The organism is Cupriavidus gilardii (assembly GCF_013314895.1).
Taxonomy (GTDB): Bacteria; Pseudomonadota; Gammaproteobacteria; order Burkholderiales; family Burkholderiaceae; genus Cupriavidus; species Cupriavidus gilardii_C.
In genome coordinates, this window is record NZ_JABTYE010000005.1 from 158,396 (window position 1) to 185,281 (window position 26,886).

At 66.8% G+C, this 26,886-nt stretch carries 25 protein-coding genes and 1 tRNA gene; 6 read left to right on the forward strand and 20 right to left on the reverse strand.

The features are described from left to right. Positions 1-127: 127 nt before the first annotated feature. The 8 genes from rplT to HTY53_RS06875 all read right to left on the reverse strand — a co-directional run bounded on the left by rplT (position 128) and on the right by HTY53_RS06875 (position 7,414). Positions 128-484, reverse strand: coding sequence for a 50S ribosomal protein L20 (rplT, locus tag HTY53_RS06840; RefSeq protein WP_006575465.1), 357 nt, complete (start codon positions 482-484; stop codon positions 128-130). Between the two features lie 28 nt (positions 485-512). Further along, positions 513-710, reverse strand: coding sequence for a 50S ribosomal protein L35 (rpmI, locus tag HTY53_RS06845; RefSeq protein WP_006575466.1), 198 nt, complete (start codon positions 708-710; stop codon positions 513-515). A 161-nt stretch (positions 711-871) separates the two neighbouring features. After that, entirely contained in the window at positions 872-1,393 is a 522-nt protein-coding gene (infC, locus tag HTY53_RS06850; protein WP_174105883.1) for a translation initiation factor IF-3, read from the reverse strand. 41 nt (positions 1,394-1,434) lie between these two features. Next, positions 1,435-3,342, reverse strand: a complete 1,908-nt coding sequence (thrS, locus tag HTY53_RS06855) for a threonine--tRNA ligase (RefSeq protein WP_174105755.1) — start codon at positions 3,340-3,342, stop codon at positions 1,435-1,437. Between the two features lie 327 nt (positions 3,343-3,669). Further along, a tRNA-Val gene (locus HTY53_RS06860) sits at positions 3,670-3,746 on the reverse strand. A 21-nt stretch (positions 3,747-3,767) separates the two neighbouring features. Beyond that, complete coding sequence (locus tag HTY53_RS06865) at positions 3,768-5,996, reverse strand: RelA/SpoT family protein (RefSeq protein ID WP_174105756.1); 2,229 nt, start codon at positions 5,994-5,996, stop codon at positions 3,768-3,770. Between the two features lie 71 nt (positions 5,997-6,067). Continuing rightward, positions 6,068-6,430 carry a RidA family protein gene (locus HTY53_RS06870; protein ID WP_174105757.1) on the reverse strand — a complete coding sequence of 121 codons (363 nt, stop codon included), beginning with the start codon at positions 6,428-6,430 and terminating at the stop codon, positions 6,068-6,070. Positions 6,431-6,523: 93 nt separating this feature from the next. Further along, complete coding sequence (locus HTY53_RS06875) at positions 6,524-7,414, reverse strand: alpha/beta fold hydrolase (protein ID WP_174105758.1); 891 nt, start codon at positions 7,412-7,414, stop codon at positions 6,524-6,526. 205 nt (positions 7,415-7,619) lie between these two features. Between HTY53_RS06875 and HTY53_RS06880 the strand changes: the two genes are divergently transcribed. Together HTY53_RS06880 and HTY53_RS06885 are read left to right on the forward strand one after the other, a co-directional pair. Beyond that, the gene (locus HTY53_RS06880; protein ID WP_174105759.1) at positions 7,620-8,396 is read left to right on the forward strand and encodes a 3-hydroxybutyrate dehydrogenase; all 777 of its coding nucleotides are present in this window, start codon (positions 7,620-7,622) and stop codon (positions 8,394-8,396) included. Between the two features lie 20 nt (positions 8,397-8,416). Next, positions 8,417-8,935: a DUF411 domain-containing protein gene (locus HTY53_RS06885; protein ID WP_174105760.1), complete on the forward strand. Its 519-nt coding sequence runs from the start codon at positions 8,417-8,419 to the stop codon at positions 8,933-8,935. A gap of 31 nt (positions 8,936-8,966) precedes the next feature. Here HTY53_RS06885 and HTY53_RS06890 read toward each other — a convergent pair whose 3' ends face one another. From HTY53_RS06890 to HTY53_RS06905, 4 genes are all read right to left on the reverse strand, one after another. Continuing rightward, complete coding sequence (locus tag HTY53_RS06890; RefSeq protein WP_174105761.1) at positions 8,967-9,467, reverse strand: hypothetical protein; 501 nt, start codon at positions 9,465-9,467, stop codon at positions 8,967-8,969. Next, a complete protein-coding gene (locus HTY53_RS06895) occupies positions 9,446-11,143 on the reverse strand; it encodes a hypothetical protein (RefSeq protein WP_174105762.1) in 1,698 nt (565 codons plus the stop codon). Before HTY53_RS06895 ends, HTY53_RS06890 begins: the two co-directional genes overlap by 22 nt. Positions 11,144-11,418: 275 nt before the next feature. Beyond that, positions 11,419-12,057, reverse strand: a complete 639-nt coding sequence (locus tag HTY53_RS06900) for a CoA transferase subunit B (protein ID WP_006575475.1) — start codon at positions 12,055-12,057, stop codon at positions 11,419-11,421. An 18-nt stretch (positions 12,058-12,075) separates the two neighbouring features. Then, positions 12,076-12,777, reverse strand: coding sequence for a CoA transferase subunit A (locus HTY53_RS06905; protein ID WP_023265007.1), 702 nt, complete (start codon positions 12,775-12,777; stop codon positions 12,076-12,078). Between the two features lie 176 nt (positions 12,778-12,953). On the opposite strand from HTY53_RS06905, the gene HTY53_RS06910 reads away from it, so the two are divergent. Beyond that, on the forward strand, positions 12,954-13,499 hold the full coding sequence (locus HTY53_RS06910) for a PAS and helix-turn-helix domain-containing protein (protein ID WP_006575476.1): 546 nt from the start codon (positions 12,954-12,956) through the stop codon (positions 13,497-13,499). 89 nt (positions 13,500-13,588) lie between these two features. On the opposite strand, the gene HTY53_RS06915 is transcribed toward HTY53_RS06910, so the two are convergent. The 5 genes from HTY53_RS06915 to HTY53_RS06935 form a co-directional block, all read right to left on the reverse strand. Next, positions 13,589-13,990, reverse strand: a complete 402-nt coding sequence (locus HTY53_RS06915) for an acyl-CoA thioesterase (RefSeq protein WP_174105763.1) — start codon at positions 13,988-13,990, stop codon at positions 13,589-13,591. Positions 13,991-14,091: 101 nt separating this feature from the next. Continuing rightward, complete coding sequence (locus HTY53_RS06920; RefSeq protein WP_151023300.1) at positions 14,092-15,120, reverse strand: DctP family TRAP transporter solute-binding subunit; 1,029 nt, start codon at positions 15,118-15,120, stop codon at positions 14,092-14,094. 84 nt (positions 15,121-15,204) lie between these two features. Further along, the gene (locus HTY53_RS06925) at positions 15,205-16,509 is read right to left on the reverse strand and encodes a TRAP transporter large permease (protein WP_174105764.1); all 1,305 of its coding nucleotides are present in this window, start codon (positions 16,507-16,509) and stop codon (positions 15,205-15,207) included. After that, on the reverse strand, positions 16,506-17,111 hold the full coding sequence (locus HTY53_RS06930; protein WP_174105765.1) for a TRAP transporter small permease: 606 nt from the start codon (positions 17,109-17,111) through the stop codon (positions 16,506-16,508). The genes HTY53_RS06925 and HTY53_RS06930 overlap by 4 nt, the downstream gene beginning before the upstream one ends. Positions 17,112-17,516: 405 nt before the next feature. Beyond that, complete coding sequence (locus HTY53_RS06935) at positions 17,517-18,302, reverse strand: SDR family oxidoreductase (protein WP_174105884.1); 786 nt, start codon at positions 18,300-18,302, stop codon at positions 17,517-17,519. A gap of 416 nt (positions 18,303-18,718) precedes the next feature. Between HTY53_RS06935 and HTY53_RS06940 the strand changes: the two genes are divergently transcribed. Next, on the forward strand, positions 18,719-20,407 hold the full coding sequence (locus HTY53_RS06940) for an electron transfer flavoprotein-ubiquinone oxidoreductase (RefSeq protein WP_174105766.1): 1,689 nt from the start codon (positions 18,719-18,721) through the stop codon (positions 20,405-20,407). A 60-nt stretch (positions 20,408-20,467) separates the two neighbouring features. Here HTY53_RS06940 and HTY53_RS06945 read toward each other — a convergent pair whose 3' ends face one another. Then, positions 20,468-21,334, reverse strand: a complete 867-nt coding sequence (locus HTY53_RS06945) for a flagellar brake protein (RefSeq protein WP_174105767.1) — start codon at positions 21,332-21,334, stop codon at positions 20,468-20,470. Between the two features lie 321 nt (positions 21,335-21,655). Between HTY53_RS06945 and HTY53_RS06950 the strand changes: the two genes are divergently transcribed. Both HTY53_RS06950 and HTY53_RS06955 read left to right on the forward strand, forming a co-directional pair. After that, positions 21,656-22,375, forward strand: a complete 720-nt coding sequence (locus HTY53_RS06950; RefSeq protein WP_174105768.1) for a FadR/GntR family transcriptional regulator — start codon at positions 21,656-21,658, stop codon at positions 22,373-22,375. 117 nt (positions 22,376-22,492) lie between these two features. Beyond that, on the forward strand, positions 22,493-23,596 hold the full coding sequence (locus HTY53_RS06955) for an NAD(P)/FAD-dependent oxidoreductase (RefSeq protein WP_174105769.1): 1,104 nt from the start codon (positions 22,493-22,495) through the stop codon (positions 23,594-23,596). 77 nt (positions 23,597-23,673) lie between these two features. On the opposite strand, the gene aroC is transcribed toward HTY53_RS06955, so the two are convergent. Together aroC and HTY53_RS06965 are read right to left on the reverse strand one after the other, a co-directional pair. Further along, positions 23,674-24,786 carry a chorismate synthase gene (gene aroC, locus HTY53_RS06960; RefSeq protein WP_174105770.1) on the reverse strand — a complete coding sequence of 371 codons (1,113 nt, stop codon included), beginning with the start codon at positions 24,784-24,786 and terminating at the stop codon, positions 23,674-23,676. Between the two features lie 124 nt (positions 24,787-24,910). Further along, the gene (locus HTY53_RS06965) at positions 24,911-26,818 is read right to left on the reverse strand and encodes an MFS transporter (protein ID WP_174105771.1); all 1,908 of its coding nucleotides are present in this window, start codon (positions 26,816-26,818) and stop codon (positions 24,911-24,913) included. Positions 26,819-26,886: the final 68 nt, after the last annotated feature.

Genomic DNA, 26,886 nt, shown 5'->3' on the forward strand with positions numbered 1-26,886 from the left:
GCGGCAGGACCGGCAAAAAAAAACGGGACTCGATTCGGAGCCCCGTTTCGGCGGCCCCTTGGCGGAGGCCGCTTTCGACCTTGCGGTCGGTGCATGCGCCCGGTCGCTTGCGCGACCGGAACCGGCATCAGGCAACGGCGGCTTTCACCTGGTTGACGATGGCGGCAAAGGCAGGCTTGTCGTGAATCGCCATGTCCGACAGCACCTTGCGGTCCAGCTCAATCGAGGCCTTCTTCAGACCGTTCATGAACACGCTGTAGGTCATGCCATGCTCACGCGTCGCCGCGTTGATACGTGCAATCCAGAGGGCGCGGAACACGCGCTTCTTGTTGCGACGATCGCGGTATGCGTACTGGCCAGCACGCATGACCGCCTGCTTGGCGATGCGATAGACATTATTGCGACGGCCGCGGTAACCCTTGGCAGCGTCGATGACTTTCTTGTGGCGGGCCCGTGCGGTGACCCCACGTTTGACTCGAGGCATGAAACTCTCCTTTCGTTTTCGTCAGGGGTTAGGCGTAGGGCATCATCGCGCGAACGGACTTCAGGTTCGTCTCATGGACGTCCTGAGTGCCACGCAGTTGACGCTTGTTCTTGGTGGTCTTCTTCGTCAGGATGTGACGCTTGAAGGCCTGGCCACGCTTGAACGAACCGTTCGGACGCGCAGTAAAGCGCTTGGAGGCGCTTTTCTTGGTCTTCATCTTCGGCATGAAAAACTCCAGCTCTATGACATGCATGCAGGTGGACGGCTGACGCCGACGCTTGCAAGACCCGCATCCACTTGTTTTGCACGGCGCCGCGAGCGGCCCGCGCTGTGTTCGCGCGTCGTCCGGGCACCCATCGGGGCCCCGCACGCCACGCAAAACCAGGCTTACTTTTTCTTCTTGGGCGCCAGCACCATGACCATCTGGCGGCCCTCCATCTTCGGCATCTGCTCGACCTGGCCGAACTCCTCCAGATCGCTCTTGAGCCGCTCGAGCATGCGCGCGCCGATCTCCTGGTGGGCCATCTCGCGACCACGGAAACGCAGCGTGATCTTGGTCTTGTCGCCCTCTTCCAGGAATCGCTTCAGATTGCGCAGCTTGACGTTGTAGTCGCCATCATCCGTGCCAGGGCGGAATTTGACTTCCTTGACCTGGATGATCTTCTGCTTCAGCTTGGCCTCGTGGGCGCGCTTGGCTTCCTCGTACTTGAACTTGCCGTAGTCCATGATGCGAACCACGGGAGGAACCGCGTTGGGCGCGATTTCCACCAGATCCAAGTCCTTCTCTTCGGCCAGGCGCAATGCGTCCATGAATTTGACGATGCCCAGCTGCTCGTTATCAACCCCTACCAGCCGCACTTCAGATGCGCTGATCTCGCGGTTGATGCGATGACCTTTGTCCGTAGCGATGTTCCGTTACCTCAAGAAGAAAAAAACAAGCCGTGCTCCCATCAGGCTTTGGTGGCGACGTCGTTGTTCAGACGCTCCACGAACGCGGAGACAGGCATCACACCCAGATCCACGTTGCCACGGGCACGCACGGCCACTTGATTGGCATCCCGCTCCTTGTCGCCGACCACGATCAGGTACGGCACCTTCTGCAGCGAGTGCTCGCGGATTTTATACGTAATTTTCTCGTTACGCAAATCCGCCTTGGCCCTAAACCCTTGTTTTTGCAGCAATTGCACGACGTTTTCCGCATATTCCGCCTGGGAATCTGCAATATTCATCACGACGACCTGCTCCGGAGCCAGCCAGGCGGGCAGCGCGCCGGCGTGGTTTTCCAGCAGGATGCCGAGGAAGCGCTCGAAAGAGCCGAGAATCGCCCGATGCAGCATCACCGGCCGCTTGCGGGAGTTGTCCTCGGAAACGAATTCGGCACCCAGGCGCTCCGGCAGCACCAGATCGAGCTGCAGCGTGCCGCACTGCCAGGAACGGCCGATCGCGTCCTTGATGTGGTATTCGACCTTCGGACCGTAGAAGGCGCCCTCGCCAGGCAGTTCCTCCCACTGCACACCGCAGGCGCGCAACGCCATCCGCAGCCCTTCCTCGGCGTGATCCCAGACCGCATCGGAACCGGCGCGCTGCTCCGGGCGCAGCGACAGCTTGACCGCCACGTCCTTGAAGCCGAAGTCGTCGTAGACCGAGAACGCCAGATCGTTGAAGGCCTTGGCCTCGGCCACGATCTGCTCTTCCGTGCAGAAAATATGGGCATCGTCCTGCACGAAGCCGCGCACACGCATCAGGCCGTGCAGCGCGCCAGAGGGCTCGTTGCGGTGGCAGGAGCCGAACTCCGCCAGCCGCAGCGGCAGGTCGCGGTACGAGCGCAGGCCGTGGTTGAAGATCTGGACATGGCCCGGGCAGTTCATCGGCTTGATCGCGTAGTCGCGCTTTTCCGACTCCGTGACGAACATGTTTTCCTTGTAGTTCTGCCAGTGGCCGGACTTCTCCCACAGCGAACGGTCCATCACCTGCGGCGTGCGCACCTCGCTGTAGCCGGCCTCCGTCAACCGGCCGCGCATGTATTGCTCGACCGCCTGCCAGATCTGCCAGCCCTTCGGGTGCCAGAACACCATGCCCGGCGCCTCTTCCTGCAGATGGAACAGATCCAGCAGCTTGCCGAGCTTGCGGTGGTCGCGCTTCTCGGCCTCTTCCAGCATGTGCAGGTAGGCGTCTTGGTCTTCCTTGCGGGCCCAGGCCGTGCCGTAGATCCGCTGCAGCATCTCGTTGTTGGCATCGCCGCGCCAGTAGGCGCCGGCCACCTTCATCAGCTTGAAGACCTTCAGCTTGCCCGTCGACGGCACGTGCGGGCCGCGGCACAGGTCGACGAAGTCGCCTTCGCGATACAGGCCGATTTCCTCGCCGGCGGGAATCGACGCGATGATCTCGGCCTTGTACTTTTCGCCCATCGACTCGAACAGCTTGACCGCCTCGTCGCGATTCCAGACCTCGCGCGTCACCTTCTCGTCCTTCTTCGCCAGCTCGGCCATCTTCTTCTCGATGGCGGCCAGGTCTTCCGGCGTGAAGGGGCGCTTGTAGGCGAAGTCGTAGTAGAAGCCGTTCTCGATCACCGGACCGATCGTGACCTGCGCGTCCGGATAGAGCGACTTGACCGCGTAGGCCAGCAGGTGGGCCGTGGAGTGGCGGATGACTTCGACGCCTTCCGGATCCTTGTCCGTGACGATGGCCAGCGAGGCGTCGCGATCGATCAGATAGCTGGTGTCGACCAGATTGCCGTCGACCTTGCCAGCCAGCGCGGCCTTGGCCAGACCGGCGCCGATGCTCTGCGCGACCTGGGCAACCGTGACGGGTTCGGGGAACTCGCGGCGGGAGCCATCCGGCAGCGTGATTGCGATCATCTTGGGACCTCTTACAGGGAATCCGCCGGCAAGGTCGTTGCCCCGGGCGGATGAATGTTCTCGACTGGCCGCCCCGCACGGGACAGGGCGACCGGCAGCTTATCAGGGTGCTGGCAGGCGACAGGCGAAAAAAAACGCGGCCAAGGCCGCGTTTTTCATAATTTCACCCAATCGATCGACCCGATGTTCCGGGCAACCTGGGACGAAGACGCACCTCGACCTACTGTCGCTTGTCAGCGGTAGTAGTTCGCGGTGTCATAACCATGGCGTCTGGATGTCCTTCGGTGAAATGTCTTTGATACTGCTGTCTTCGGTACTGCAATTCGTTGGTAGGCTCGATTGGACTCGAACCAACGACCCCCACCATGTCAAGGTGGTGCTCTAACCAGCTGAGCTACGAGCCTAGCGAAGCCGCAAGTATAGCATCACTTTCTTTGAGCCTGCAACACCCCGGACACCTCCTCGATCAAGCCCAGCGCGCGCTGCAGCTGGGTAGCCTCCGCCACCTCGGCGGTGAACTGCATCCGCGCGACGCCCTTGCTGCTCAGCGTCTTGACCCCGGTGACGTTGATCTTCTCGCGCGAGAGCACTTCGGAGATATCCCGCAGCAGCCCCTGGCGGTCGATCGCCTCGACGTGGATCGCGACGGGATAAACCGCGTCGCTCTTCTTGCCCCATTCGGTCTGAATGATGCGTTCAGGCGCGCGCGCCGCCAGTTGCTGGAAGGTATGGCACTGGCGCCGGTGGATCGACACGCCGCGTCCGCGCGTGACGAAGCCGACGATGTCATCGGGTGGCGCCGGTTTGCAGCAGCGCGACATCTGCGTCATCAGCGAATCGACGCCGACCACCAGCACGCCACTCTTGGCGCCGCGCGCGACGCTGGTGGCGCGGCTCTTCTTCGTGACCGCCTCTTCCTCGCTGACCTGCGGCGCGGCCTCACCCTCCGGATGGCGCAGCGCCTGCTCGACATGGCGCAGGCTGAATTCTTCCTTGGCCACCGCCGCGTACAGCTCGTCCGGCGTCTTGAAGCCCAGCCGCGTCGCCAGCACGTCCAGATTGACGGCGGTCTTGCCCTCGCGCTGCAGCGTCTTGTCGATCAGCACGCGGCCCTGCGCGATGGTCTCCTGCGAATCGAGCGCGTTGAACCAGGCGCGCACCTTGGCGCGCGCCCGCGAGCTGGCCAGATAGCCGAGGTCCGCGTTCAGCCAGTCGCGCGACGGCCCGCCCTGCTTGACCGCGACGATCTCGACGGTCTGGCCGTTCTTCAGCGGCGTGTTCAGCGGCACCATCGCGCCGTCGACGCGCGCGCCGCGGCAGCGATGGCCGAGGTCGGTATGCAGGTAGTAGGCGAAGTCGACCGGCGTCGCGCCCTGCGGCAGCGCCACCACGCGCGCCTGCGGCGTCAGCACGTAGATATGGTCGTCGATCGCCGCATGCTTGAGCTGCTCCCACGGCGATTCGTCGTGCGCCACGGTGTGGTCGGCATCGTCCTTCCACGCCAGCAGCTGCCGCAGCCAGGCGATCTTCTCGTCGTAGCTCTCGTTGGCGGCGAACTGCCCGCTGTAGCCCTTGCCGCCGGCCTCCTTGTAGCGCCAGTGCGCCGCCACGCCGTACTCGGCAAAGTGGTGCATCTCGTGGGTGCGGATCTGCACCTCGAAGGCGCGCCCGTCGTCGCCGATCACCACCGTGTGCAGCGACTTGTAGCCGTTGGCCTTGGGACGCGAGATGTAGTCGTCGAACTCGCGCGGAATCGGCTGCCAGACGTGGTGCACGATGCCGAGCACCGCATAGCAGTCCTTGATGTCGTCGACGATCACGCGGAAGGCGCGTACGTCGTACAGATCGGCAAAGTCCAGGTCCTTGCCGCGCATCTTCTTCCAGATGCTGTAGATGTGCTTGGGCCGGCCGCTGACCTCGGCGCGGATGCCGGCGGCCGCCAGCTCGCGCTGCAGCCGTTCGATGGCCTGCGAAATATAGCCCTCGCGCTCGATGCGTTTTTCGTCGAGCAGGCGGGCGATGCGCTTGTAGGTGTCGGGCTGCTCGAAGCGGAAGGCCAGGTCCTCCAGCTCCCACTTCATCTGCCAGATGCCGAGCCGGTTGGCCAGCGGTGCATAGATGTCGAGCGTTTCGCGCGCCACGCCGGGCAGCGGCGCGTTCTTGGTCTGCGCCAGCCAGCGCAGCGTCTGCAGCCGCGAAGCGAGGCGCACCAGCACCACGCGGATGTCCTGCGCGAAGGCGAGCAGCATCTTGCGCAGCGCTTCGACCTGTTCGTGGCGCGCCTGCGCCTCGTTGCGCGACTGCGGCACTTCGCCGCTGTCGCCGCGATTGACGGCAATGGCGCCGATGCGCAGCAGCTGGCGCACGTCCTTGACCAGACGCGCGACCTCGTCGCCGAAACGCTCGGCGATCTCGGCCTCGGTCTCCGGCACGAAGGCCGCCACCGGGAACAGGCAGGCCGCGGCGCGGGCGGCGTCGTCGATGCGCAGGCCGTCGAGGATGCGCAGCATCCCTTCGGCATGCGACAGCACGGTTTCGCCGGTGGGCAGCGCCACCGCTTCGCCATGCTCGCGCGCATACGCCAGTGCCTGCTCGACCAGGCCCGCGTCCGGCGTGCCGGCGATCTGTCCGGTCGCGTCGGTGGACGTCACCATGTCACCACTTCCCCTGCTGCACCTGCCACGCCAATTCAAATCAATACACGTTGCCGCTCAACGCTCAACGCTCAACGCAGCGCCGCGGTGACCACCACTTCGATCCGATACTTCGGATTGGCCAGCTTCGCTTCAACGGTCGCGCGCGGCGGCGTATTGCCCTGCGGCACCCATTCGTCCCACACCTCGTTCATCGCGCCGATGTCGGCGATATCGGTCAGGAAAATCTGGCACGACAGGATGCGGGTCTTGTCGCTGCCGGCCTCGGCCAGCAGCCGGTCGATATGGCCGAGCACCTCGCGGGTCTGCCCGCGGATATCGGCGTCCGGATCGACCTCGGGCACCTGGCCCGCCAGATAGACCACGCCGTTGTAGACGGCATATTCGGAAAGACGTTTGCCCACATGGGCGCGTTTCAATTCGGTCGTGCTCATCGTGATATGACATGCAGCCTGCGCTGCGGTTGGTTGTTGGACGTGACCGGCAAGGTTGCCGGCCCTGCCACGACATCGGAGCGCGGGCCGGACTCAGGCTCCGGCCGCGCCGACAAAAAATTCGCGTGCGATGGCGATCTGGTCCGGATCGACAAAGGTCGGCGCATGGCCCACGTCCGGCACCTCGACCGAGCGCACCTGCTTGCCGCGCGCGACCATCTCGGCGACGGTCTCGCGCGTCAGCAGGTCGGACTGCGCGCCGCGCACCACCAGCACCGGCACCGGAATCGCTTCGAACATGCGCCACATCGTGGCCTCGCCGGCCGCGGCCATTTCCGGCGTGGTCTCGCGGAACGGCACCGCCATCGCCGGATCGTAATGCAGGCCCCATTCGAGCCCTTCCGCGCCCTGGACGGGCTTCAGGATCGCGCCATTCAATTCGCGCCACTGCTCCGGCGTATGGCGGCCAAACGAAGCGCTGATGGTCTGCAGATACGCCAGGCCCTCCTCGAAGGTCTTGAAGCGGACCGGCAGTCCCAGATAGGAGCCGATCCGCTCGAGCGCCGAGGCGGCGATGCGCGGGCCGACATCGTTGAGCAGCAGCTTGCGCACCGGGCTCTTCGGCAATGCGGCCAGCCCCATGCCGATCAGCCCGCCCATCGACGTGCCGAACCAGTCCACCTGCTCGACGTTCAGGCGCGCGATCAGCGTCACCATGTCGGAGACGTACTGCGGCACGATGTAGCGGCGCGGATCGGCAAGCCAGTCGGAACGTCCCCGGCCAACCACATCGGGGCAGACCACGCGGTATTCGCCGCTGAACGCGCGCGCGATCTCGTCGAAATCGCGGCCGGTGCGGGTCAGGCCGTGCACGCAGATCAACACGCGCGGATTGGAAGGGTCGCCCCACTCGTGGTACGCCATGCGGTGCAGGCCAGCGGGGCTGATGCACTGCACGAAGCCGAGGCGCGGACTGGCTGACATCTTGACTCCCTGCGCGAGAAACGCGAAAAGGCGCGCCAATGGCGCACAACGAAAACAGCGACACCGGGGCGTCGCGCATTGCGCCACGGGTGCGGCGCCGGCTGGGCAAAGCCCGATTGTACGCCAGCGCTACAATGCGACAGCAACGAGGACCGTGCCGCCGCGGCATGGCCCGTTGCCACCCCATTTCCCCACGGAGGCTCATATGCTGAAGGGCAAGACGGCGCTGGTGACCGGTTCGACCAGCGGAATCGGTCTGGGCATCGCCCAGGCGCTGGCCGCGCAAGGCGCGCATCTGATCGTCAACGGATTCGGCGATGCGGACGGCGCCAAGCGCCAGATCGAGCAGGCCGGCAGCGGCATCCGCGTCGGCTACCACGGTGCCGACATGAGCAAGGCGGCCGACATCGAGGACATGATGCGCTACGCGGACAGCGAGTTCGGCGGCGTCGACATTCTCGTCAACAACGCGGGCATCCAGCATGTGGCCAATATCGAGGACTTCCCGGTCGAGCGCTGGGACGCGATCATCGCCATCAACCTGACCTCGGCCTTCCACACCACGCGGCTGGCGCTGCCCGGCATGAAGCAGAAAAACTGGGGCCGCATCATCAATATCGCCTCGGCACACGGCCTGGTCGCGTCGGCGCAAAAGTCGGCCTACGTCGCCGCCAAGCACGGCATCGTTGGCCTGACCAAGGTCACCGCGCTGGAAACCGCGCAGACCGGCGTCACGGCCAATGCGATCTGCCCGGGCTGGGTGCTGACGCCGCTGGTGCAGAAGCAGGTCGAAGCGCGGGCCGAGCGCGAGGGCATTCCGGTCGAGCAGGCCAAGCGCGAGCTGGTGATGGAAAAGCAGCCCTCGGGACAATTTGTCACGCCCGAGGAACTGGGTGCGCTCGCGGTGTTTCTCGCCAGCGATGCGGCGCGCCAGGTTCGTGGCGTGGCCTGGAACATGGATGGAGGCTGGGTCGCGCAGTGATGGCGCGCTCCACGGACACGATGAAGCGAAGAGACGTTCTGAAAGGCCTGCTCGCCGGCGCCGCGCTGTCGGCCGGCCTGACGCCGCTGGCCCGGGCCGCCGCACCCGCGGCGAAAGCGGCCACGACGAAGGCGGCCGCAGACAAGACCCCGATCGAGGTCTACAAGAGCCCGCTGTGCGGTTGCTGCGACGGCTGGGTCGCGCACCTGCGCGAGCACGGCTTCGAAGTCAAGGTGCACGACGTCGAGGACACGGCGGTGCACCGCGCCCGCCTTGGCATGCCGGAGCGTTTCGGCTCGTGCCACACCGGCGTGGTCGCGGGCTATGCGATCGAGGGCCATGTGCCCGCCGCGGAGATCCGCAAGCTGCTGGCGGGCAGACCCAAGGCCGTCGGGCTTGCGGTGCCGGGCATGCCGATCGGCTCCCCCGGCATGGAGCAGGGACCGCGGGTCGACCCCTACTCGGTATTGCTGGTGCGCGCCGACGGCGGCGCGTCGGTGTTCGCGCGCTACCCGACGCGCCCGGCGGCGCCGCACTAGCCGGCGCGGATGGTCAGCGGCCGGGCCTGGCTCAGCTGCCTGGCGCGCCAGGGGGCAACGGCGGCCGGGCCGGCCGGTCCACGCTCGAGCGCGTCGCCAACGCTTGCTCGACGTCCTCGCGCAGCGCTGGCGGCAGCCGTGTCAGGATCCCGCGCAATGCGGCAACGGCGGACCCGCGCGCCTCGCCATCCGGTCCATCCAACCCATCCAATGCCGCCCGCAATGCGGGCCACAGCATGCCGAACTGGATTGCCGTCGGTACATCCCTGGCGCCCAGCGCTACCATCAACCTGCGCACGATCTCGGCGCGATAGGGCAACATCGGCTCGCCCGCCACCGCAAGCCGGCGCTGCGCATCGGCCAGCGCGGACAACTGATCGAGGACCCAGCCCTTCGCCACGGGATCGCGGTGCCCGGCGATCTCCACCAGCACCCCGGCGCGCCGGGCCAGCGGAAGACGTCCCACGATGTCCGTCGCGAACCGCTGCAACGGAAGACTGGCGTCCTCTTTCAACAACCCGATGGTGGCCATCCCACGAAGTCCGTGCACGCGAGGGGCGGCCATGTCGAGGCGAGCGAGAGCAGCGCTTGCACATGCCCGCCCTGCTGATCGGCGGGTTGGCCCATCACTTGAAAGGCAAGCGCGCCCAGCAGCGGCCCCCCGAGCGCGGCCGGCAGCTCCCCGGTTTGCTTCAGCAGCACCCAAAATCCGGATCGCGAGTGCGATGACGAGATCGTTCGCATCAGAACGGACGCGCGGTGCTCGACGGGCAGCGCGTTGACCGCATTCGCGAATGCCCTCCATAGCGCGGCGCTCTCCGAAACCTGCAGCGCCTCCCCCCATTTGATCAGCGGCTCGACGCGCAAGGGCGCGGGATTCAACGTATCGATCCGCTGCAGTCCCATGCGGAATAGCTCTTGCTCGAGGTAATCATCGCGCTCGACGCCAGGCATCGCGACGAACAGATGGGAGTACTCGGCATATAGGGTCGCCTGGGTGGGGGCGTCCAGTTCGGCGGCCTGGTCGAAGCGACGGCGGATTGCCATCAATTGCACGTCCGACCACATCACTCGCATGATGGTCCTGGTCTCGCCACCGGCCGCTTCCAGCAGCTCGTCCGCCCTGGAGCCCGCATACAGCTGGGTCAACTGGCCGGTGCGCAGCGACCGATCGTTCGACGGCACGTTCCACCCAGCCAGCCAGCGGTGCAGCGCAAGGGCCACGAGCAGCGGCCAATGGCCCGATCGAAGCGCGTCCCGAGCGGTGTCGAAGATCGCATCCCAAGCCGCCAGGCGTGACTCCACCCCGCCCTTCGCCTCCACCACCGAATCCAGTTCATCGACCAGTTTTTTCAGTACCGATGCCTGGCAAGGTGCCGGCATTCCGTCGCTCGTGCGCAGCCCGCGGACCCGCTCGAGCACCGACGCCACCAGCGCCTCGCTCAGCTGCTCGCGCCGCGCGGCAACATGGACGATCGCCGTCAACAGGCGACTCGCCCCTTCGGGCGGCAAGCCATCGGCCATCGCCAACCAATGCTGCAGCCCTGCCTGCGTCGTTGCCGGGCAGAACGACATCAGACACTGCCCCATGATCTGGCCGCGCGTGCCGGGCGGCAATGGCTCGGCAAGCACCAGCATGCGTCGCTCCAGCTCATGATCGCGGGGGTGTTGCCGACCGAGTACCGCGGCCAGCGCGGCCAGCGGCCTGGCCTTCTCGGCGGCCGGCAAGCGCTCGATCTCTTCGATCAGTCGGACCGACAGCGACTGCGACACGCTGCCCAGGCGCACAATCCGTTCGACGACGCTGCACAGCAGCGTGCCGCGTTGCGGCGCCGGTTCGCCGGGCACGCTGCCAAGCAGCTCGGCGAGCCGCGCAATCGAATCGGACCAGCGGATTTGTGCATGCAGCCGGTCGAACCGGCGCAGCGGCGTCAGCAAGCTGCGCGCGTGCCGGTCCGCGCCGCCAAGCGCCCGGCGCGATGGCGCATCGAGCAGGGCCACGACCTGCGCCAGCACATCGCCAGGCAACAGTCGGATGGATGCCGTTCGATCGGGCGCGGCGTCGGAGAGCGGATGGGACGCGGGCGCGGCCGGGATCGGCAGCGTTCCCGATACGGAGGGATCGGCATGCGGAACAGCAGGTGGAGTATCGGCGCCGGGCAATCCCGACGCGGTCGGAGGGATAGCGGAGGAACGGTGCAAGGGCATGATCGCGGTCAGTGGAGAGTCATGGGAAGTGCCGGCATGCGGCACGGCCGCAATGTGGCCGAGATCCCGTCCCCACGCTTTTGCTGCCGATCGATCCTTGCGCTTTCGACGGCAGCGCGATCGCGTCTGCGACTCTGTACCGCTCGTCCCCCAGCTCGCCCCCCGCTCTCCCCAGCGCTCGCACGCGCTTACCCGCAGCCCAGATGCAAAAAGCCCCGCCTCGATACGAGGCGGGGCTTGCGGCCCGGCTGACGCCGGTCGCGTCGACCGAACCCTTACAGCAGCGGCACGCCGGTCTTGCTCTGGATTTCCTCGCGGCTGACGCCCGGTGCGGTCTCGACCAGCTTCAGCCCTTGCGGCGTGACATCCATCACGCCCAGGTCGGTGATGATCTGGTCGACCACGCCGACGCCGGTCAGCGGCAGCGTGCAGGCCTCCAGGATCTTCAGGTCCTCGCTGCCGTCCTTCTTCTTGGCGGTATGTTCCATCAGCACCACCACGCGGCCGACGCCGGCCACCAGGTCCATCGCGCCGCCCATGCCCTTGACCATCTTGCCCGGGATCATCCAGTTGGCCAGGTCGCCCTTCTGGCTGACCTGCATCGCGCCGAGGATGGCCAGGTTGATATGGCCGCCGCGGATCATCGCGAACGAGTCCGCCGACGAGAAGATCGACGAGCCCGGCAGCGTGGTCACGGTCTGCTTGCCGGCATTGATCATGTCGGCGTCGACCTCTTCCTCGGTCGGGAACGGGCCGATGCCCAGCAGTCCGTTCTCGGACTGCAGCCAGACTTCGACGCCCGGCGGCACATGATTGGCCACCAGCGTCGGCAGGCCGATGCCGAGGTTCACATAGAAGCCGTCCTGCAGCTCGCGCGCGGCGCGCGCCGCCATTTCATCACGTGTCCATGCCATGATCTGTCTCCTTGATCGTCAGGCCGCGGCACGCACGGTGCGCTGCTCGATGCGTTTCTCGGGATGGGCGTTCAGCACGATGCGCTGCACGAAAATGCCCGGCGTGTGGACTTCATCCGGATCGAGCTCGCCGATCTCGACGATCTGCTCGACCTCGGCGACGGTGACCTTGCCCGCCATCGCGCACATCGGGTTGAAGTTGCGCGCGGTGCGGCGATAGATCAGGTTGCCGGCCTTGTCGGCCTTGTATGCCTTGACCAGCGCGACATCGGCGGTCAGGGAGCGCTCCATCACGTATTGCTCGCCGTCGAATTCGCGGATTTCCTTGCCTTCGGCCACGATGGTGCCGACGCCGGTCTTGGTGAAGAAGGCCGGGATGCCGGCGCCGCCGGCGCGCAGCTTTTCGGCCAGCGTGCCCTGCGGCGTGAATTCGAGCTCGAGTTCGCCGGCCAGGTACTGGCGTTCGAACTCCTTGTTCTCGCCGACATAGGACGAGATCATCTTGCGGATCTGCCGCGTGGCCAGCAGCAGGCCCAGGCCGAAGCCGTCGACGCCGGCATTGTTCGAGATGCAGGTCAGCCCTTTGGCGCCGCTGTCGCGCAACGCCGCGATCAGGGCTTCCGGGATGCCGCACAGGCCGAAGCCGCCGACCGCGATGGTCTGTCCATCGCGGACCACGCCGGCAAGCGCCTCGGCGGCGCTGGCGTAGACCTTGTTCATATCGTCTCTCCTTCCTCGATGATGTTCCCGGACGAGGCGGCGACGCCGCTCGCGGGTAACGTTACAATCGCTACGGCCCGCGCCGGGCGCGGGACCCGCGCGCCGGCCGTCGACAGCGCTCCAAAGGATACGCAAGGCCCGCAGCGGACGCCAGTACGTAGAAATACATAAGGACAATGCCTGCCATCGACTACCAGACCGCCTTCCAGCTGGCGCCGGTCGGCCTCGTGCTCTCGCGCGAACGCAGGATCGAGGACTGCAACGACGAGGTCTGCCGCATCTTCGGCACGACGCGGGAGGCGCTGATCGGCCAGTCGTTCCAGGTACTGTATCCGACCGCCGACGAGTTCGAGCGTACCGGGGCGCGCATCGTGCCGATCATGAACGCGCGCGGGCTCTATTCCGACGAACGGATCATGAAGCGGGCCAACGGGGAATTGTTCTGGTGCCACGTCACCGGCCGCGCGCTGGACCGGCAGCAGCCGCTGGGGGCCGGCATCTGGAGCTTCGAGGACCTGTCGCAGAAGCGCCCGGTGACCGCGCAGCTGACCGCGCGCGAGCGCGATATCGCGGCCCAGCTGGTCGAGGGCAAGACCAGCAAGCAGATCGGCAAGTCGCTATCGATCAGCCCGCGCACCGTCGATATCTACCGGGCGCGGCTGATGAAGAAATACGGGGCACATACCGCGGTGGACCTGGTGCAGCGGCTGGTCAATCATTGACCGGACGAGGCGTTTCGTACCGCTTGTTTGCTCCCCTCTCCCGCCTGTGGGAGAGGGGAGAAAACCCTCAGCCTCAGTCAGCCCCAGCCTCAGCCTTCCAGCAATTCCCGGATCGCCGCCGGCAGCGGCACCGATTTCTCCGCCTCGTAGTCGCACCAGACCACCTTGGCGCCGCCATCGGCGAACACGGTCTCCGCGTCGTCGCAGCGGCGGATTTCCGCCCGCGTTTCGAAGCTGCTGCGGCCCAGTTCGCCGGCGTAGAGGCGGCATTCGATGTCGCCCGGATAGCGCAGCTGGCGCCGGAAATTCATATGGGCGTTGACGATCACCGGGCCCTGGCCGTTCTCGTCGCGGCCGTTGCAGCCCAGCGATTCGAACCACGAGATGCGCGCCTGCTCCAGGTAGCGGAAATAGACGGTGTTATTGACGTGGCCCATCGCGTCCATGTCGCCCCAGCGGATCGGCATGCGCAGCGTGAAGACGTGTTTCATCGCGTGTGGTTCTGGGTTGTCGTGTGGTTCGGGACCCGGCCGGACGGACGTTCCCGCGCCGGCAGGCGCGGGAACGGTTCACGCCCGGTTCTCGCACAAAATCAGCGCTTGGCGATGGCCGCCTCGGCCTTGCCCACCAGGTCCGCGCCGATCTGCTTCTTCCACTTGTCGTAGACCTTGGCGGTCGCCTTGCGGAAGGCGTCATGCTCGGCCGGGCTCAGGTGCGTGACCTTGACGCCGTGTGCCTCCATTTCCTTCCAGGCCGGCGCGCCGGGCTCGGCCAGGCCCTTGCGGGCCAGCGCGACTTCCTGCTTGCCGGCATCGATCGCGGCCTGCCGCACGATCTCGCGGTCGGCCGGCGTCCAGCTTTCCCAGATCTGCTTGTTGACCACGAAGATCAGCGGATCGGCAACATAGCCCCAGGTGGTCACGAACTTCTGGCCGACCGTGTACAGCTTGGCGGCGGCGAACACCGATTGCGGGTTCTCCTGGCCGTCGACCGCGCCCGAGGCCATCGCCGGCTGCGCATCGGCCCAGCTCATCTGCGTCGGGTTGGCGCCCAGCGCGTTGAACGTGTCGATATACAGCGGCGAGCCGACCACCCGCAGCTTCAGCCCCTTCAGGTCCTCGGGCTTGCGGATCTCGCGCTTGGAGTTCGACACCTCGCGGAAGCCGTTCTCGCCCCAGGCCAGCGGCACCACGCCGGCCTTCTCCAGCGTGGCGAACAGATGCTTGCCCACCTCGCCCTGCGTCAGCGCGTCGAGCGCCTTGTAGTCGGGCATCAGGAACGGCAGCGAGAACAGGTTCAGTTCGCGCACCTGCGGCGACCAGTTGATGGTCGAGCCGATCGCCATGTCGATCACGCCCTGGCGGATCGCCGAGAATTCGCGGGTCTGATCGCCGGCCACCAGCGAGGTGCCCGGATAGAGCTTGATATTGATGCGGCCGTTGGTGCGCTGGCGGACCAGGTCGGCCCAGATCTCGCCGCCCTTGCCCCACGGGAAAGCGGGGCCGAGCACCAGCGACATCTTGTATTCGGACTTGTAGGTCTGCGCCATCGCACCGGCAGGGGCAAGGGCGGCGGCAGCGATGGTGGCGGCCATCGACAGCATCAGGACACGGCGTTTCATGAGTCAGTTCTCCTCTCGGGAATCGTTATTTGGACTGAATGACAAGCGGAAAGGGCAAGCGTGAATCCAGGCCGGCACAGCGTCTCAATAGCCGAGCCGCGTCGGCAGCCACGTGGCCAGAGGCGGAAACGCCAGCACCAGCAGTATCGCGACGAACATCGCCAGCAGCATCCACATCACCCAGGGCACGGTCTGCTCCATCCGTACGCGGGCGATCCGGCACGATACCATCAGGTTCACCGCGAGCGGCGGGGTGAACTGGCCCAGCGCGACCATCAGCGTCAGCACCACGCCGAACCACACCGGGTCCCATTGGAATGCATTGGCAATCGGCAACAGCAGCGGCACGAAAATCAGGAAGATCGAGATGCCGTCGAGGAACATGCCGACAGTGACCAGCAGCAGCACGATCAGCGCCAGTACGCCGTATTCGCCGAGCCCCGAATTGGCGATGGCGTTGGCGACGGGATCGGTCACGCCGAGCGTCGACAGCGCATAGGCGAAGATGCCGGCCAACGCCACCACCAGCAGGATCACCGACGAGGTCTCGGCTGCCTCGCGGAAGATCAGGTACAGGTCGCGCACGCCGATGGTCCGATAGACGACCATGCCGACGAAGAGACCGTAGACCACCGCCACCACCGCGGCCTCGGTGGGGGTGAACCAGCCCGCCCGCATGCCGCCCAGGATCAGCACCGGCGCGAACAGGCCCCAGGCAGCCTCGCGCAGGCTGCGCCAGAACGGCGGCCGCGGCACCGCGGCCTCGGCCGCACCCATGCGATGCCGGCGCGCCAGCCACACCGCCGGCACGATCAGCGCGAGGCCCGCCAGCACGCCGGGAACCATGCCGGCCGCAAACAGCGCGGGCACGGACGCACCGGGAACCAGCACGCTGTAGACGATGAAGGCGATCGAAGGCGGGATCAGGATGTCGGTCGCAGCCGCGGCGCCGACCACGGCCGCGCTGAACGAACCCGGATAGCCCGCACGGGTCATCGCGGCGATCATCACGCCGCCGACGGCGGCCGCGGTGGCGGGCCCCGAGCCGGAAATCCCGCCCAGGAACATCGCCACCAGGATCGCCACCAGCGGCAGCATGCCCGGGCCGCGCCCGACCACTGCGATCGCCAGCGTGACCAGCCGCTGCGCGACGCCGGAGCGGTCGAAGATCGAGCCGACCAGCACGAACATCGGAATCGCCAACAGCGGGTACTTGGCCAGCCCCGCGTAGAAGTTCTGCGGCACGGCCAGCAGGCCGAACATCTGTGTATCGAGATTGGACAGCCCGATCGCCACCAGGCCGCCCAGGCCCAGCGCGACGCCGATCGGCACGCCGAGCAGCATCAGCACGATGAAGACGGCAAACAGCACGATGGCGATCAGCGTCATGGCCGGCGCTCCTCGCCGTCCGGCACGCGGTGCGCGTGCAGCGCCTTCAGCGCGCGCAGATTGCGGCCGGCCAGTGCCAGCGCACGCAGCGCGATGCAGGCCGACAGCAGCGGCAGCCAGACCGAGTACCACCAGCTGGGCACGCCGATGCCCGGCGAGGTCTCGCCGTAGGTGTATTCGTCCCAGGTGATACGCGCGCCGAGCACCGCCAGCGCGATAAACATGATTGCCACCGCCAGCGCCGACACCACCGCCAGCCGACGCTGGCGTGCCGCGCTGCCGCGCTCGAAAAAGAATTCGATGCGGATATGCCGGTCCCGCGCGACCGCCGCGCTGCCGCCGACCAGCGCCAGCACGATCATCAGAAAGACCGAGAACTCCTCCGTCCAGGCGAACGATTCGTCGGTCAGATAGCGCACCACGACATTGGCAAAGGTGATGACCACCAGCAGCATCATCACGACGATGCCGATCCAGTCTTCGATGCGGGGGCTGATGCGGAATTCGGCATCCGCTGCCTGGTCCACGGGTTCGGTGATCAGGGCCGAATCGACCGCGTGCTGTGGCGCGGCCTCGCGCCGCGCCTCCTGTTGCTGCTCCATCTCCCCGGCCTCCGGTCCGGTCTGCCGTGGCCTGCAGGTCCGCGGCAGTTGCTGCATGACGCCTTGGCGGCGTGCTTCTGTGAATGCCCTTGTTGTTGCCGCTGTCGACGAGGCACGCCTGAAGGCGCACCGTCCCGCCGAGCCGGCGCGGCTATTTAAGGGCTTATGGAATTTTGCACCAGCGAATTATGCCCACACTGGCGATGGGCGGACACCTCCAATACCCTAGGGGATGGCATCGGCATGCAGGTGGCCTGGCGTTGGCCATGGCGCCCGAGGGGACCGGATAAGCCCCGGGCTGGACAGGTCCGCCCCGCTTCTGGCGGGCGGCGGACACAGGCGAACGCCGTCGGGCGCGCCGGCCCATCCGCTGAGCAGCGAGATCGGCGGCGCGCGCGGCTGGCTTTATACCATACCGTCGTCGGCGGTGATCACGGCGCCATTGATGAACTGCGACTGGTCCGACGCCAGCAGCAGCAACAGGCCGTCGAGGTCCTCGGGCTTGCCGAGCCGCTTGCGCGGCAGCATCTGGATCAGTTTCTGGCCGGCGTCGGTATCCCAATGGTGGTGATTGATATCGGTGTCGATATAGCCGGGGCAGATCGCATTGACATTGATGCCGTAGCGGGCCCACTCGAGCGCCATCGCCTTGGTCATGTGGACCACCGCGGCCTTGCTCATGCAGTAGACGCCGATCTGCGACAGCACCTTCAGCCCCGCCACCGACGCGATATTGATGATGCGCGACTGCGGCAGCGGCGTGCCGTTGCGCTCCGCGCCCTTGGACCGCGCGATCATCCGCTTGGCCACTTCCTGCGCCACGAAAAAGGCGCCGCGGGTATTGGTGTCGAAAACGAAGTCGAAATCCTCGGCGGTGACATCGGTCAGCCGCTGCGTGGTCGACACGCCGGAGTTGTTGACGACGATATCGATGGCCCCCGCCTCGGTCTCGGCATGCGCCACGGCGGCGCGAATGCTGTCCGGGTCGGTCACGTCGAGCCGCACCACATGCGCGCTGCCGCCATCGGCTTCGATCGCCGCGCGCAGTTCCTTGAGCCGTTCGGCGCGGCGCGAGGCCAGCACCACCTTGGCACCGGCGGCCGACAGCACTTGCGCGAAGCGCATGCCCAGTCCGCTCGACGCACCGGTCACCATCGCGACCTTCCCTTCCAGATTGATCGACAAACCCATATGGACCTCTGCAGTGGAACGCGTCGCGGCGTGTGCCGGCATGCGCGTTCGATGGCTGCCCTCGTTGCGTGGGATCGAAGGCAGGATATCAAAAAAAAGAACGATCGTTCAAAAAAATATCTTGCCTGTGGGTGTCGAGTCCCGGACAATGCCGGAGATTCTAAGAACTCGGGCACAAAAAGGAAACAGCGAGGCGAAACTGTGCAAGCGGCAAACCGCGCGCCGATCCATCGCCGTCTAGCAGAAAGCCGACCACAAGCAGCCGGACCGCGCGTCAACCTGCAGCATCCGTCCCCGCCTGCCGGCCCACTGCCATCCCTGCCGTCCTTGCCGCCGCCCGGTTCCGGCGACACAGGCCACCCCGGATCACCGCTTCCCCATACACAAGTACGCAGCAATAAAGAGGGTTAGAGACAATGGACCAGCAGCAGCTCGTGGAGCAGTTCGGCCCCCGCGAATCCATGGAATACGACGTCGTCATCGTCGGCGGCGGTCCCGCCGGCCTGGCGACGGCAATCCGCCTGAAACAGCTCGCGCAGGACAAAGGCAGCGAAGTCAATGTCTGCGTGCTGGAAAAGGGCTCGGAGCCAGGCGCCCACATCCTGTCGGGCGCGATCATGGACCCGCGCGCGCTGAACGAACTGCTGCCGAACTGGAAGGAGCTGGGCGCGCCGCTGAACCAGCCGGTCACCGAGGACCAGTTCCTGTTCCTGAACGAGACCGGCTCGCGCGGCACGCCGCCGGCGCTGCTGCCCGAGTGCTTCCATAACGAAGGCAACTACATCGTCAGCCTGTCGAACTTCGTGCGCTGGCTCGGCCAGCAGGCCGAGGCGCTGGGCGTGGAGATCTTCCCGGGCTTTCCCGCCGCCGAGGTGCTGTACAACGAGGACGGCTCGGTCAAGGGCGTGGCCACCGGCAACCTGGGCGTCGGCAAGGACGGCGAGCCGACCGACAACTTCCAGCTCGGCATGGAGCTGCACGCGAAGTACACGATCTTCGCGGAAGGCTCGCGCGGCCATCTGGGCAAGCAGCTGATCGAACGGTTCCGTCTGGACGCCGGCAAGGACCCGCAGAGCTACGGCATCGGCCTGAAGGAGCTGTGGGAGATCGATCCGGGCAAGCACAAGCCCGGCCTGGTCGTGCATACGGCCGGCTGGCCGCTGGACCCGGCCACCTACGGCGGCTCCTTCCTCTATCACATGGAGGACAACAAGGTCGCGGTCGGTTTTGTCGTCGGGCTCGACTACACCAACCCCTGGCTGTCGCCGTTCGAGGAATTCCAGCGATTCAAGACCCATCCGGAGATCCGCCAGTACTTCGAGGGCGGCAAGCGCATCGGCTACGGGGCGCGCGCGATCACCGCGGGCGGCCTGCTGTCGCTGCCCAAGACGATCTTCCCGGGCGGCGCGCTGGTCGGTTGCGACGCCGGCTATCTGAACGCCTCGCGCATCAAGGGCAGCCACGCCGCGATCAAGACCGGCATGCTGGCCGCCGAGGCCGCCTTCGAAGCGCTGCAGGCCGGCCGCCAGCACGACGAGCTGACCGCCTACCCCGCCGCGTTCGAGAGCAGCTGGCTGTACAAGGAACTGCTGCAGGCGAAGAACTTCAAGCAGTGGTTCAAGAAGGGCCGCACCACCGCCACGCTGATGACCGGCATCGAGCAATGGCTGCTGCCCAAGCTTGGCATCCGCAATCCGCCGTGGACGCTGCACCGCGAGAAGCCGGACCACGTCTACCTGAAGCCGGCCGCCGAATGCCAGCAGATCGTCTATCCGAAGCCGGACGGCAAGCTGACCTTCGATCGCCTCAGCTCGGTGTTCATCAGCAACACCAACCATGAGGAAAACCAGCCCGCTCACCTGACGCTGAAGGACGCGAGCGTGCCGGTGCAGGTGAACCTGGACAAGTATGCGGGCCCGGAGAGCCGCTATTGCCCGGCGGGCGTGTACGAGTTCGTCGCCGACGAGGAGCGCGGCGGCCAGCGGCTGCAGATCAACGCGCAGAACTGCGTCCACTGCAAGACCTGCGATATCAAGGACCCGACCCAGAACATCGTCTGGGTGACGCCGGAAGGCGGCGGCGGTCCGAATTACGTGGGGATGTAAGGCAGCGCTTCTTCAGGGCTGTTCTCCCCTCTCCCGCCTGCGGGAGAGGGGAGTGACTTGCTACACCGTCATGCTTGCCGCGGCCAGCAACTGCTCGTAGATGTAGCAGTGCAATAGCGCCGCCTCCCTTTCCCCCAGCAGATCGAACGCCACGCCGAACGCCGGAAACTCGGTGTCGTCGTCGTCGCGCGCCGGATTGCGGGCCCAGGCGTCCACGGTGATCTCGCTGTCGGTGCCCACGGTCCGCAGCACGAAGCGCAACTGCAGCCGCGTGCCCGGTGCCGGCAACGGCGCGGCGGTCTGCACCAGCGCGCCACCGGCGCTGAGGTCCGACAGCACCGCCAGACGCGGGACGCCGGTCGTGTCGCCGTTCGAATGCAGCAACTGCGCCGCCAGCCGCGTCTGCACGCGCGGGCTGCTGCGCACCGGCACCTGTTGCACCTCGGTGGGGACGGAAAGCACCAGATAGCGGAACGGGCTGCGGCACACCGCGGTCACGGTGCAGCGGAAGCTGTAGATCGATTGGCCGGTGAAACCGCGCAGCAACACGTCTTCCCCCGCCTGAAAAGTGGCATCGTTGCCGCCGAATTGCGGCCAGCTGACAAACAGGCCCTGTTCGATAAAACCGATCAGCCGGCTCGCCGCGGCCCTGCCGCCATCGTCGGGGGACCGGATCTGCAGCAGCGTGCCGACCTGCAGCCCGAGCGGACCCGATGCCTGCTGCGCGGGCGCGACGTCCGATGGGGCGGCATCGTCCGCCGGCGCAGGATCCGGCCGGCATACCGAACCGTGACGAAAGACCAGCGCGACGTCGCGGCCGTCGGCGAGCACCTTGCCGCTGCCGAGCAGCAGATTGCCCGCCCCGTCGAGCAGCGACCAGGGCAAAGGCTGGCCGACCGGCAGGTCGTTCGGTGTCAAAGGAATCATGGGCATCCCAATTCAATGCCCACCGGCGTGGGCGACAGTACGGAGCGGACCGCCGGACCGCGGGACCGCGGTCGCGCTTCCTGATGCACAGCTATCGGCGTCACGCCGCAAAGGTTTAGCGCCCCCCCTACCTAAGGGGGATAGCGCAGCGCATGGCGCCGCGGTTATCCGACGGCCAGCGAAAGCGCGGCGGATCGTCCCCTTGACGCAAGCACCGAGCCAGGCCAGAATCCCGCCCAAGCTGTCTGACAGCCTTACAGATTACCGGCAACGAAAGGCTGCTCCATGCTGCCCGTCTCGCGCCCAACCTGCCAAATCCGCTTGGAACCCCTGAGCCGCCCTTCCTCCCTCGCCTCCCGCATCGCCGATGCGATCCGTGCCGACATCGGCGCGGGCCGCTTTGTTGCCGGCGCGCGCCTGCCGGCCGAATCCGCCCTGGCCGCAGCCTTCGGCGTCAGCCGGCCGATCGTGCGCGAGGCCATCGCGCAACTGAAGGCGGACGGCGTGCTGGTCACGCGCAAAGGTTCGGGGGCCTACGTCTCCGACACGCCCGGCGGACAGGTCTGGCGGCTGCGCGGCGATGCCGCCGGTGCGGACGGCGGCCCCGGCGACGGGCCGACGCTGGCACAGCTGTTCGAACTGCGCGTGATGGTCGAGACCGCCTGCGCCGAGCTGGCCGCGCGCCGCCGCACCGACGCGGACCTGGAGGCGATCGCCGCCGCGCTGGCCGCGATGCGCGTACAGCGTGACGATCCGGTGAGCGCCGCGGCAGCCGACGTGGCGTTCCATCAGGCCATCGCGCAGGCAGCGCACAACCCGTGCATCGCGGGGCTCACGGATTTCGTCGGCCAGCAGCTGCTGGTCGCCCGCCGGCTCGCCTGGGAGAACGCCGCCCGCTATCGCGGCGGACCGGGCGCGGCCGAAGCGGAGCACGCCGCGCTGGCCGATGCGATCGCCGCCGGCGATGCGAGCGCGGCCCGGCAGGCGGCGCGCCGCCATCTGGAAGCCGCCGCGGCGCGGATGGGGCTCGAACTGGATTGATCGACGACACAAGGGGACCGGCGCGATGGCAGGTCACTGCCTGCATGCGCTCCCTCGTGCAAACAGGCAGCAATTGGAAAGGCAGCAAGCCAACAAGCAAAGCAAGGGAAGCACGGCATGGAATCAGTGGATTGCGTGGTGATCGGCGCCGGCGTGGTCGGCCTGGCAGTGGCGCGGGCGCTCGCGCAGCAAGGGCGGGAGGTGGTGATCCTGGAGGCGGAGAACACCTTCGGCACGATCACCAGCGCGCGCAACAGCGAGGTGATACACGCGGGCATCTACTACCCGGCCGGCTCGCTGAAGGCGCGGCTGTGCGTGCGCGGCAAGGCGATGCTGTACGACTATTGCGCGAGCCACCAGATCGCCCATCAGCGTTGCGGCAAGCTGATCGTCGCCACCAGCGCCGCCCAGATCGCCACGCTGGAAGGCATTCGCGCAAAGGCTGCGGTCAACGGTGTGGACGATCTGCGTCTGCTCTCGCGCGAGGAAGCGCTGGCGCTCGAACCGAATCTGCAATGCGAGGCGGCGCTGCTGTCGCCATCGACAGGCATCGTCGACAGCCATGGCCTGATGCTGGCGCTGCTGGGCGATGCGGAACAGGCCGGCGCGATGCTGGCGGTGTGTTCGCCGGTGCTGAGCGGCGCCGTGACCCCCGACGGCATCGTGCTGCAGGTTGGCGGCGACACCGCGACCACGCTGCTGGCCCGCACCGTCGTCAACGCCGCCGGGCTGACCGCCCCCGAACTGGCGCGCCGGATCGAAGGCATGCCGGCGGCGCATATCCCGCCGCAGTTTTATGCCAAAGGGTGTTATTTCACGCTGACTGGCCGCGCGCCCTTCTCGCGGCTGATCTATCCGGTGCCGGAGGCGGCCGGCCTGGGCGTGCATCTGACGCTGGATCTGGGCGGCCAGGCACGCTTCGGCCCGAATGTGCGATGGATCGACGAGATCGAATACGGCGTGGATCCGCACGATGCCGACAGCTTCTATGACGAGGTGCGGCGCTACTGGCCCGCGCTGGCGGAGGGTGCATTGCAGCCGGGCTATGCCGGCATCCGTCCGAAGATCAGCGGACCGGGCGAGGCTGCCGCGGACTTCCGCATCGACGGCCCGGCCGTGCATGGCGTGCCCGGGCTGGTGCATCTGTTCGGGATCGAATCGCCAGGGCTGACGGCATCGCTGGCGATCGGGGAGAAGGTGGCGGGGATGGCCGCGCAGTAACGACGGGTTCCAATTGTCGCTGGCCTGGCTCCCCCTCTCCCGCCATGCGGGAGAGCGGAGAACCCCTACAGCTCGGTTTAGCCCGTCACGCCCGGCGCCTGCGCCGGAATCCGCGGCGTCTCCACCCGCACGTCGCCGCATTGCGCGCGATGGCGCAGCGCGTGGTCCATCAGCACCAGGGCCAGCATCGCCTCGGCGATCGGCGTGGCGCGGATGCCCACGCAGGGGTCGTGGCGGCCGAAGGTCTCGACCGTGGCGGCCTGCCCGGCCTTGTCGATCGATTCGCGCGGCGTGCGGATGCTCGAGGTCGGCTTGATCGCCAGCGACACCGTGATGTCCTGTCCGGTCGAGATGCCGCCCAGCACGCCGCCGGCATTGTTGGTGCGAAAACCTGCCGCGGTCAGCTCGTCGCCATGGACGCTGCCACGCTGCGCCACGCTGGCGAAGCCCGCGCCAATCTCGACGCCCTTGACCGCATTGATGCCCATCATCGCGTGCGCGATATCGGCGTCGAGCTTGTCGAACAGCGGCTCGCCCAGGCCCACCGGCACGCCGCTGGCTACCACCTCGATGCGCGCGCCGACCGAATCGCCGTCGCGGCGCAGCGCGTCCATATAGGTTTCCAGCTCGGGAACGATATTGGCGTCGGCGGCGAAGAACGGATTGCGCGGCACCTCGGCCCAGTCGGTGAACGGCACCTGGATCTCGCCCAGCTGGGACATATAGCCCCGGATCTCGGTGCCGTACTGCTCGCGCAGCCATTTGCGCGCGACCGCTGCGGCCGCCACCACCGGCGCGGTCAGTCGGGCCGACGAACGGCCGCCGCCGCGATGGTCACGGATACCGTATTTCTGCCAGTAGGTGTAATCGGCGTGGCCCGGGCGGAAGGTCTCGACGATATTGCCGTAGTCCTTGCTGCGCTGGTCGGTATTGCGGATCAGCAGGCAGATCGGCGTGCCGGTGGTCTTGCCCTCGAACACGCCCGACAGGATCTCGACCTGGTCCGGCTCCTTGCGCTGCGTCACGTGGCGCGACGTGCCCGGCTTGCGGCGGTCCAGATCGCCCTGGATATCGGCCTCGCACAGGCTCATGCCCGGCGGGCAGCCATCGACCACCGCGCCGATGGCGGGTCCGTGCGACTCGCCGAAGGTGGTGACTGTGAAAAGCAGGCCGAGAGTATTGCCGGACATGATGAAAACCACGCAGGAATTGGGAAAGGCCTACATTGTACGGCCTGATGTGGCACTGCACGGCACTGCACGGCGCTGCACGGCACCGCACTGCGGCGCCGGCTCCGACGCTGGTGGCCCTGGCCTACCGCCACTCGCCGCGCAAGCCCTGCACCACCTGCTGCAGGCCTTCCGGCGTGGCCTGCTCCGGCGCGATCGGCTCGCCCACCACCAGTTCGAGGCGGCTCAGGATGCCGCGCCGGAACGGCCGCGTCATCGCCGCGCCGCCCTTGCGCGAGAAAAAGCTGCCCCACAGGCCGCGCAGCGCCATCGGCACCACTGGCACCGGCGTGCGCCGCACGATCTGCTGCACGCCCTGCTTGAACGGATTGATGTCGCCACTGGCGGTGATCTTGCCTTCCGGGAAGATGCAGACCAGTTCGCCGGCCGCCAACGCACGCGCGACCTCGTCGTAGGCGTGCTTCAGCGTCTGCGGGTCTTCATGCGCGGGCGCGATCGGAATCGCGCGCGCCTGCCGGAAGAACCACGACAGCAGCGGTACTCCGAAGATCCGGTGGTCCATCACGAAGCGCACCGGGCGCGGGCTGGCCGCCATCAGCACCACCGCGTCGGCAAAGCTGACGTGATTGCAGACCAGCACCGCCGGCCCCTCGGCGGGAATGCGGTCGGCATTGACCCGCTTGAGCCGGTACACCGTATGCACCAGGATCCAGGCGACGAAGCGCAGCAGGAACTCCGGCACCACCGAATAGATGTAGATCGCCACCACCGCATTGAGCAGGCCCACGGCCAGGAACAGTTCGGGGATGCTGTAGCCGGCGCCGGTCATCGCCATCGCCAGCAGCGCCGAGGCGATCATGAACAGGCTGTTCAGGATGTTGTTGGCGGCGATGATCCGCGCGCGATGGGTGGGCGCGCTGCGGCTCTGGATCAGCGCGTAGAGCGGCACGCTGTAGAAGCCGCCGAACATCGCCAGCAGGAACAGGTCGGCCAGCACGCGCCAGTGCGCGGGCTCTGCGATGAAGGCCGCGACGCCGCTCAGCGCGGCCGGCGCCTGGCCGCGGCTGGCGAAGTACAGGTCGATCGCGAACACCGTCATGCCGATCGAGCCGAACGGCACCAACCCCACCTCGACATGCCGGCCCGATAGCCGCTCGCACAGCAGCGAGCCAACGCCGATGCCGACTGAGAACACCGCCAGCAGCAGCGTCACCACGCTCTGGTCGCCGCCGAGCACGGTCTTGGCGAAGGCGAAGAACGAGGTCAGGAAGGTCGCGCCGAGAAACCACAGCCACGAGATGCCGAGCAGGCTCAGGAACACGGTGCGGCTCTTGCGCGCCAGCATCAGGTTGCGCCAGGTTTCGGTGACCGGATTCCAGTTCAGCCGCAGATCCGGCTGCGGTGCCGGAGACAGCGGCACGCGCGAGGCCGCCACGCGGCCGGTGATCGCCAGCGCCACGCAGGCGCCGCCGATATAGAGCGTCGCGGAGATGCCGTCCTGGGATGCCGCTCCACCCACTGCCGCCAGCTCGCCGCCCAGCACGGTCCCCAGCAGGATCGCGACGAAGGTGCCCATCTCGACCAGCCCGTTGCCGCCGACCAGCTCGCTCTCGTCCAGATGCTGCGGCAGGTAGGCGTATTTGACCGGGCCGAACAGCGTCGAATGCAGGCCCATCAGGAAGGTCGTCAGGTACAGCAGCGGCGCGTTATACCAGGCAAAGCCCGCCAGCCCGACCACCATGATGGCGATCTCCAGCGTCTTGACCAGCCGGATCAGCCGCGACTTCTCGATCTTGTCGGCGATCTGCCCGCTGGTCGCCGAGAACAGCACGAACGGCGCGATAAAGATCGCCGAGATCAGGAACGCCGCGCTGGCGCCGTCCACGCCCTCGAAGCGCGCGGTCTGGTAGGTCACCAGCGAGGTGAACGCGACCTTGAACACGTTGTCGTTCATCGCGCCCAGGAACTGGGTCCAGAAGAACGGCGCAAAGCGGCGCTCGCGCAGCAGGCGGGACTGGCTCGATTGGCTCATGGGAGGGCGATTGGCGAAAGGGACGGCGCGAGGGACGGCGCGCGGGATGTTGCGGGCAACGATGCGGC

Excerpts from the sequence above, each read along its gene's own strand:
- rplT (WP_006575465.1), bottom strand. The coding sequence starts at position 484 with ATGCCTCGAGTCAAACGTGGGGTCACCGCACGGGCCCGCCACAAGAAA.
- rpmI (WP_006575466.1), bottom strand. The coding sequence starts at position 710 with ATGCCGAAGATGAAGACCAAGAAAAGCGCCTCCAAGCGCTTTACTGCG.
- thrS (WP_174105755.1), bottom strand. The coding sequence starts at position 3,342 with ATGATCGCAATCACGCTGCCGGATGGCTCCCGCCGCGAGTTCCCCGAA.
- HTY53_RS06865 (WP_174105756.1), bottom strand. The coding sequence starts at position 5,996 with ATGGTGACGTCCACCGACGCGACCGGACAGATCGCCGGCACGCCGGAC.
- HTY53_RS06870 (WP_174105757.1), bottom strand. The coding sequence starts at position 6,430 with ATGAGCACGACCGAATTGAAACGCGCCCATGTGGGCAAACGTCTTTCC.
- HTY53_RS06875 (WP_174105758.1), bottom strand. The coding sequence starts at position 7,414 with ATGTCAGCCAGTCCGCGCCTCGGCTTCGTGCAGTGCATCAGCCCCGCT.
- HTY53_RS06880 (WP_174105759.1), top strand. The coding sequence starts at position 7,620 with ATGCTGAAGGGCAAGACGGCGCTGGTGACCGGTTCGACCAGCGGAATC.
- HTY53_RS06885 (WP_174105760.1), top strand. The coding sequence starts at position 8,417 with ATGAAGCGAAGAGACGTTCTGAAAGGCCTGCTCGCCGGCGCCGCGCTG.
- HTY53_RS06890 (WP_174105761.1), bottom strand. The coding sequence starts at position 9,467 with ATGGCCACCATCGGGTTGTTGAAAGAGGACGCCAGTCTTCCGTTGCAG.
- HTY53_RS06895 (WP_174105762.1), bottom strand. The coding sequence starts at position 11,143 with ATGCCCTTGCACCGTTCCTCCGCTATCCCTCCGACCGCGTCGGGATTG.
- HTY53_RS06900 (WP_006575475.1), bottom strand. The coding sequence starts at position 12,057 with ATGGCATGGACACGTGATGAAATGGCGGCGCGCGCCGCGCGCGAGCTG.
- HTY53_RS06905 (WP_023265007.1), bottom strand. The coding sequence starts at position 12,777 with ATGAACAAGGTCTACGCCAGCGCCGCCGAGGCGCTTGCCGGCGTGGTC.
- HTY53_RS06910 (WP_006575476.1), top strand. The coding sequence starts at position 12,954 with ATGCCTGCCATCGACTACCAGACCGCCTTCCAGCTGGCGCCGGTCGGC.
- HTY53_RS06915 (WP_174105763.1), bottom strand. The coding sequence starts at position 13,990 with ATGAAACACGTCTTCACGCTGCGCATGCCGATCCGCTGGGGCGACATG.
- HTY53_RS06920 (WP_151023300.1), bottom strand. The coding sequence starts at position 15,120 with ATGAAACGCCGTGTCCTGATGCTGTCGATGGCCGCCACCATCGCTGCC.
- HTY53_RS06925 (WP_174105764.1), bottom strand. The coding sequence starts at position 16,509 with ATGACGCTGATCGCCATCGTGCTGTTTGCCGTCTTCATCGTGCTGATG.
- HTY53_RS06930 (WP_174105765.1), bottom strand. The coding sequence starts at position 17,111 with ATGGAGCAGCAACAGGAGGCGCGGCGCGAGGCCGCGCCACAGCACGCG.
- HTY53_RS06935 (WP_174105884.1), bottom strand. The coding sequence starts at position 18,302 with ATGGGTTTGTCGATCAATCTGGAAGGGAAGGTCGCGATGGTGACCGGT.
- HTY53_RS06940 (WP_174105766.1), top strand. The coding sequence starts at position 18,719 with ATGGACCAGCAGCAGCTCGTGGAGCAGTTCGGCCCCCGCGAATCCATG.
- HTY53_RS06945 (WP_174105767.1), bottom strand. The coding sequence starts at position 21,334 with ATGATTCCTTTGACACCGAACGACCTGCCGGTCGGCCAGCCTTTGCCC.
- HTY53_RS06955 (WP_174105769.1), top strand. The coding sequence starts at position 22,493 with ATGGAATCAGTGGATTGCGTGGTGATCGGCGCCGGCGTGGTCGGCCTG.
- aroC (WP_174105770.1), bottom strand. The coding sequence starts at position 24,786 with ATGTCCGGCAATACTCTCGGCCTGCTTTTCACAGTCACCACCTTCGGC.
- HTY53_RS06965 (WP_174105771.1), bottom strand. The coding sequence starts at position 26,818 with ATGAGCCAATCGAGCCAGTCCCGCCTGCTGCGCGAGCGCCGCTTTGCG.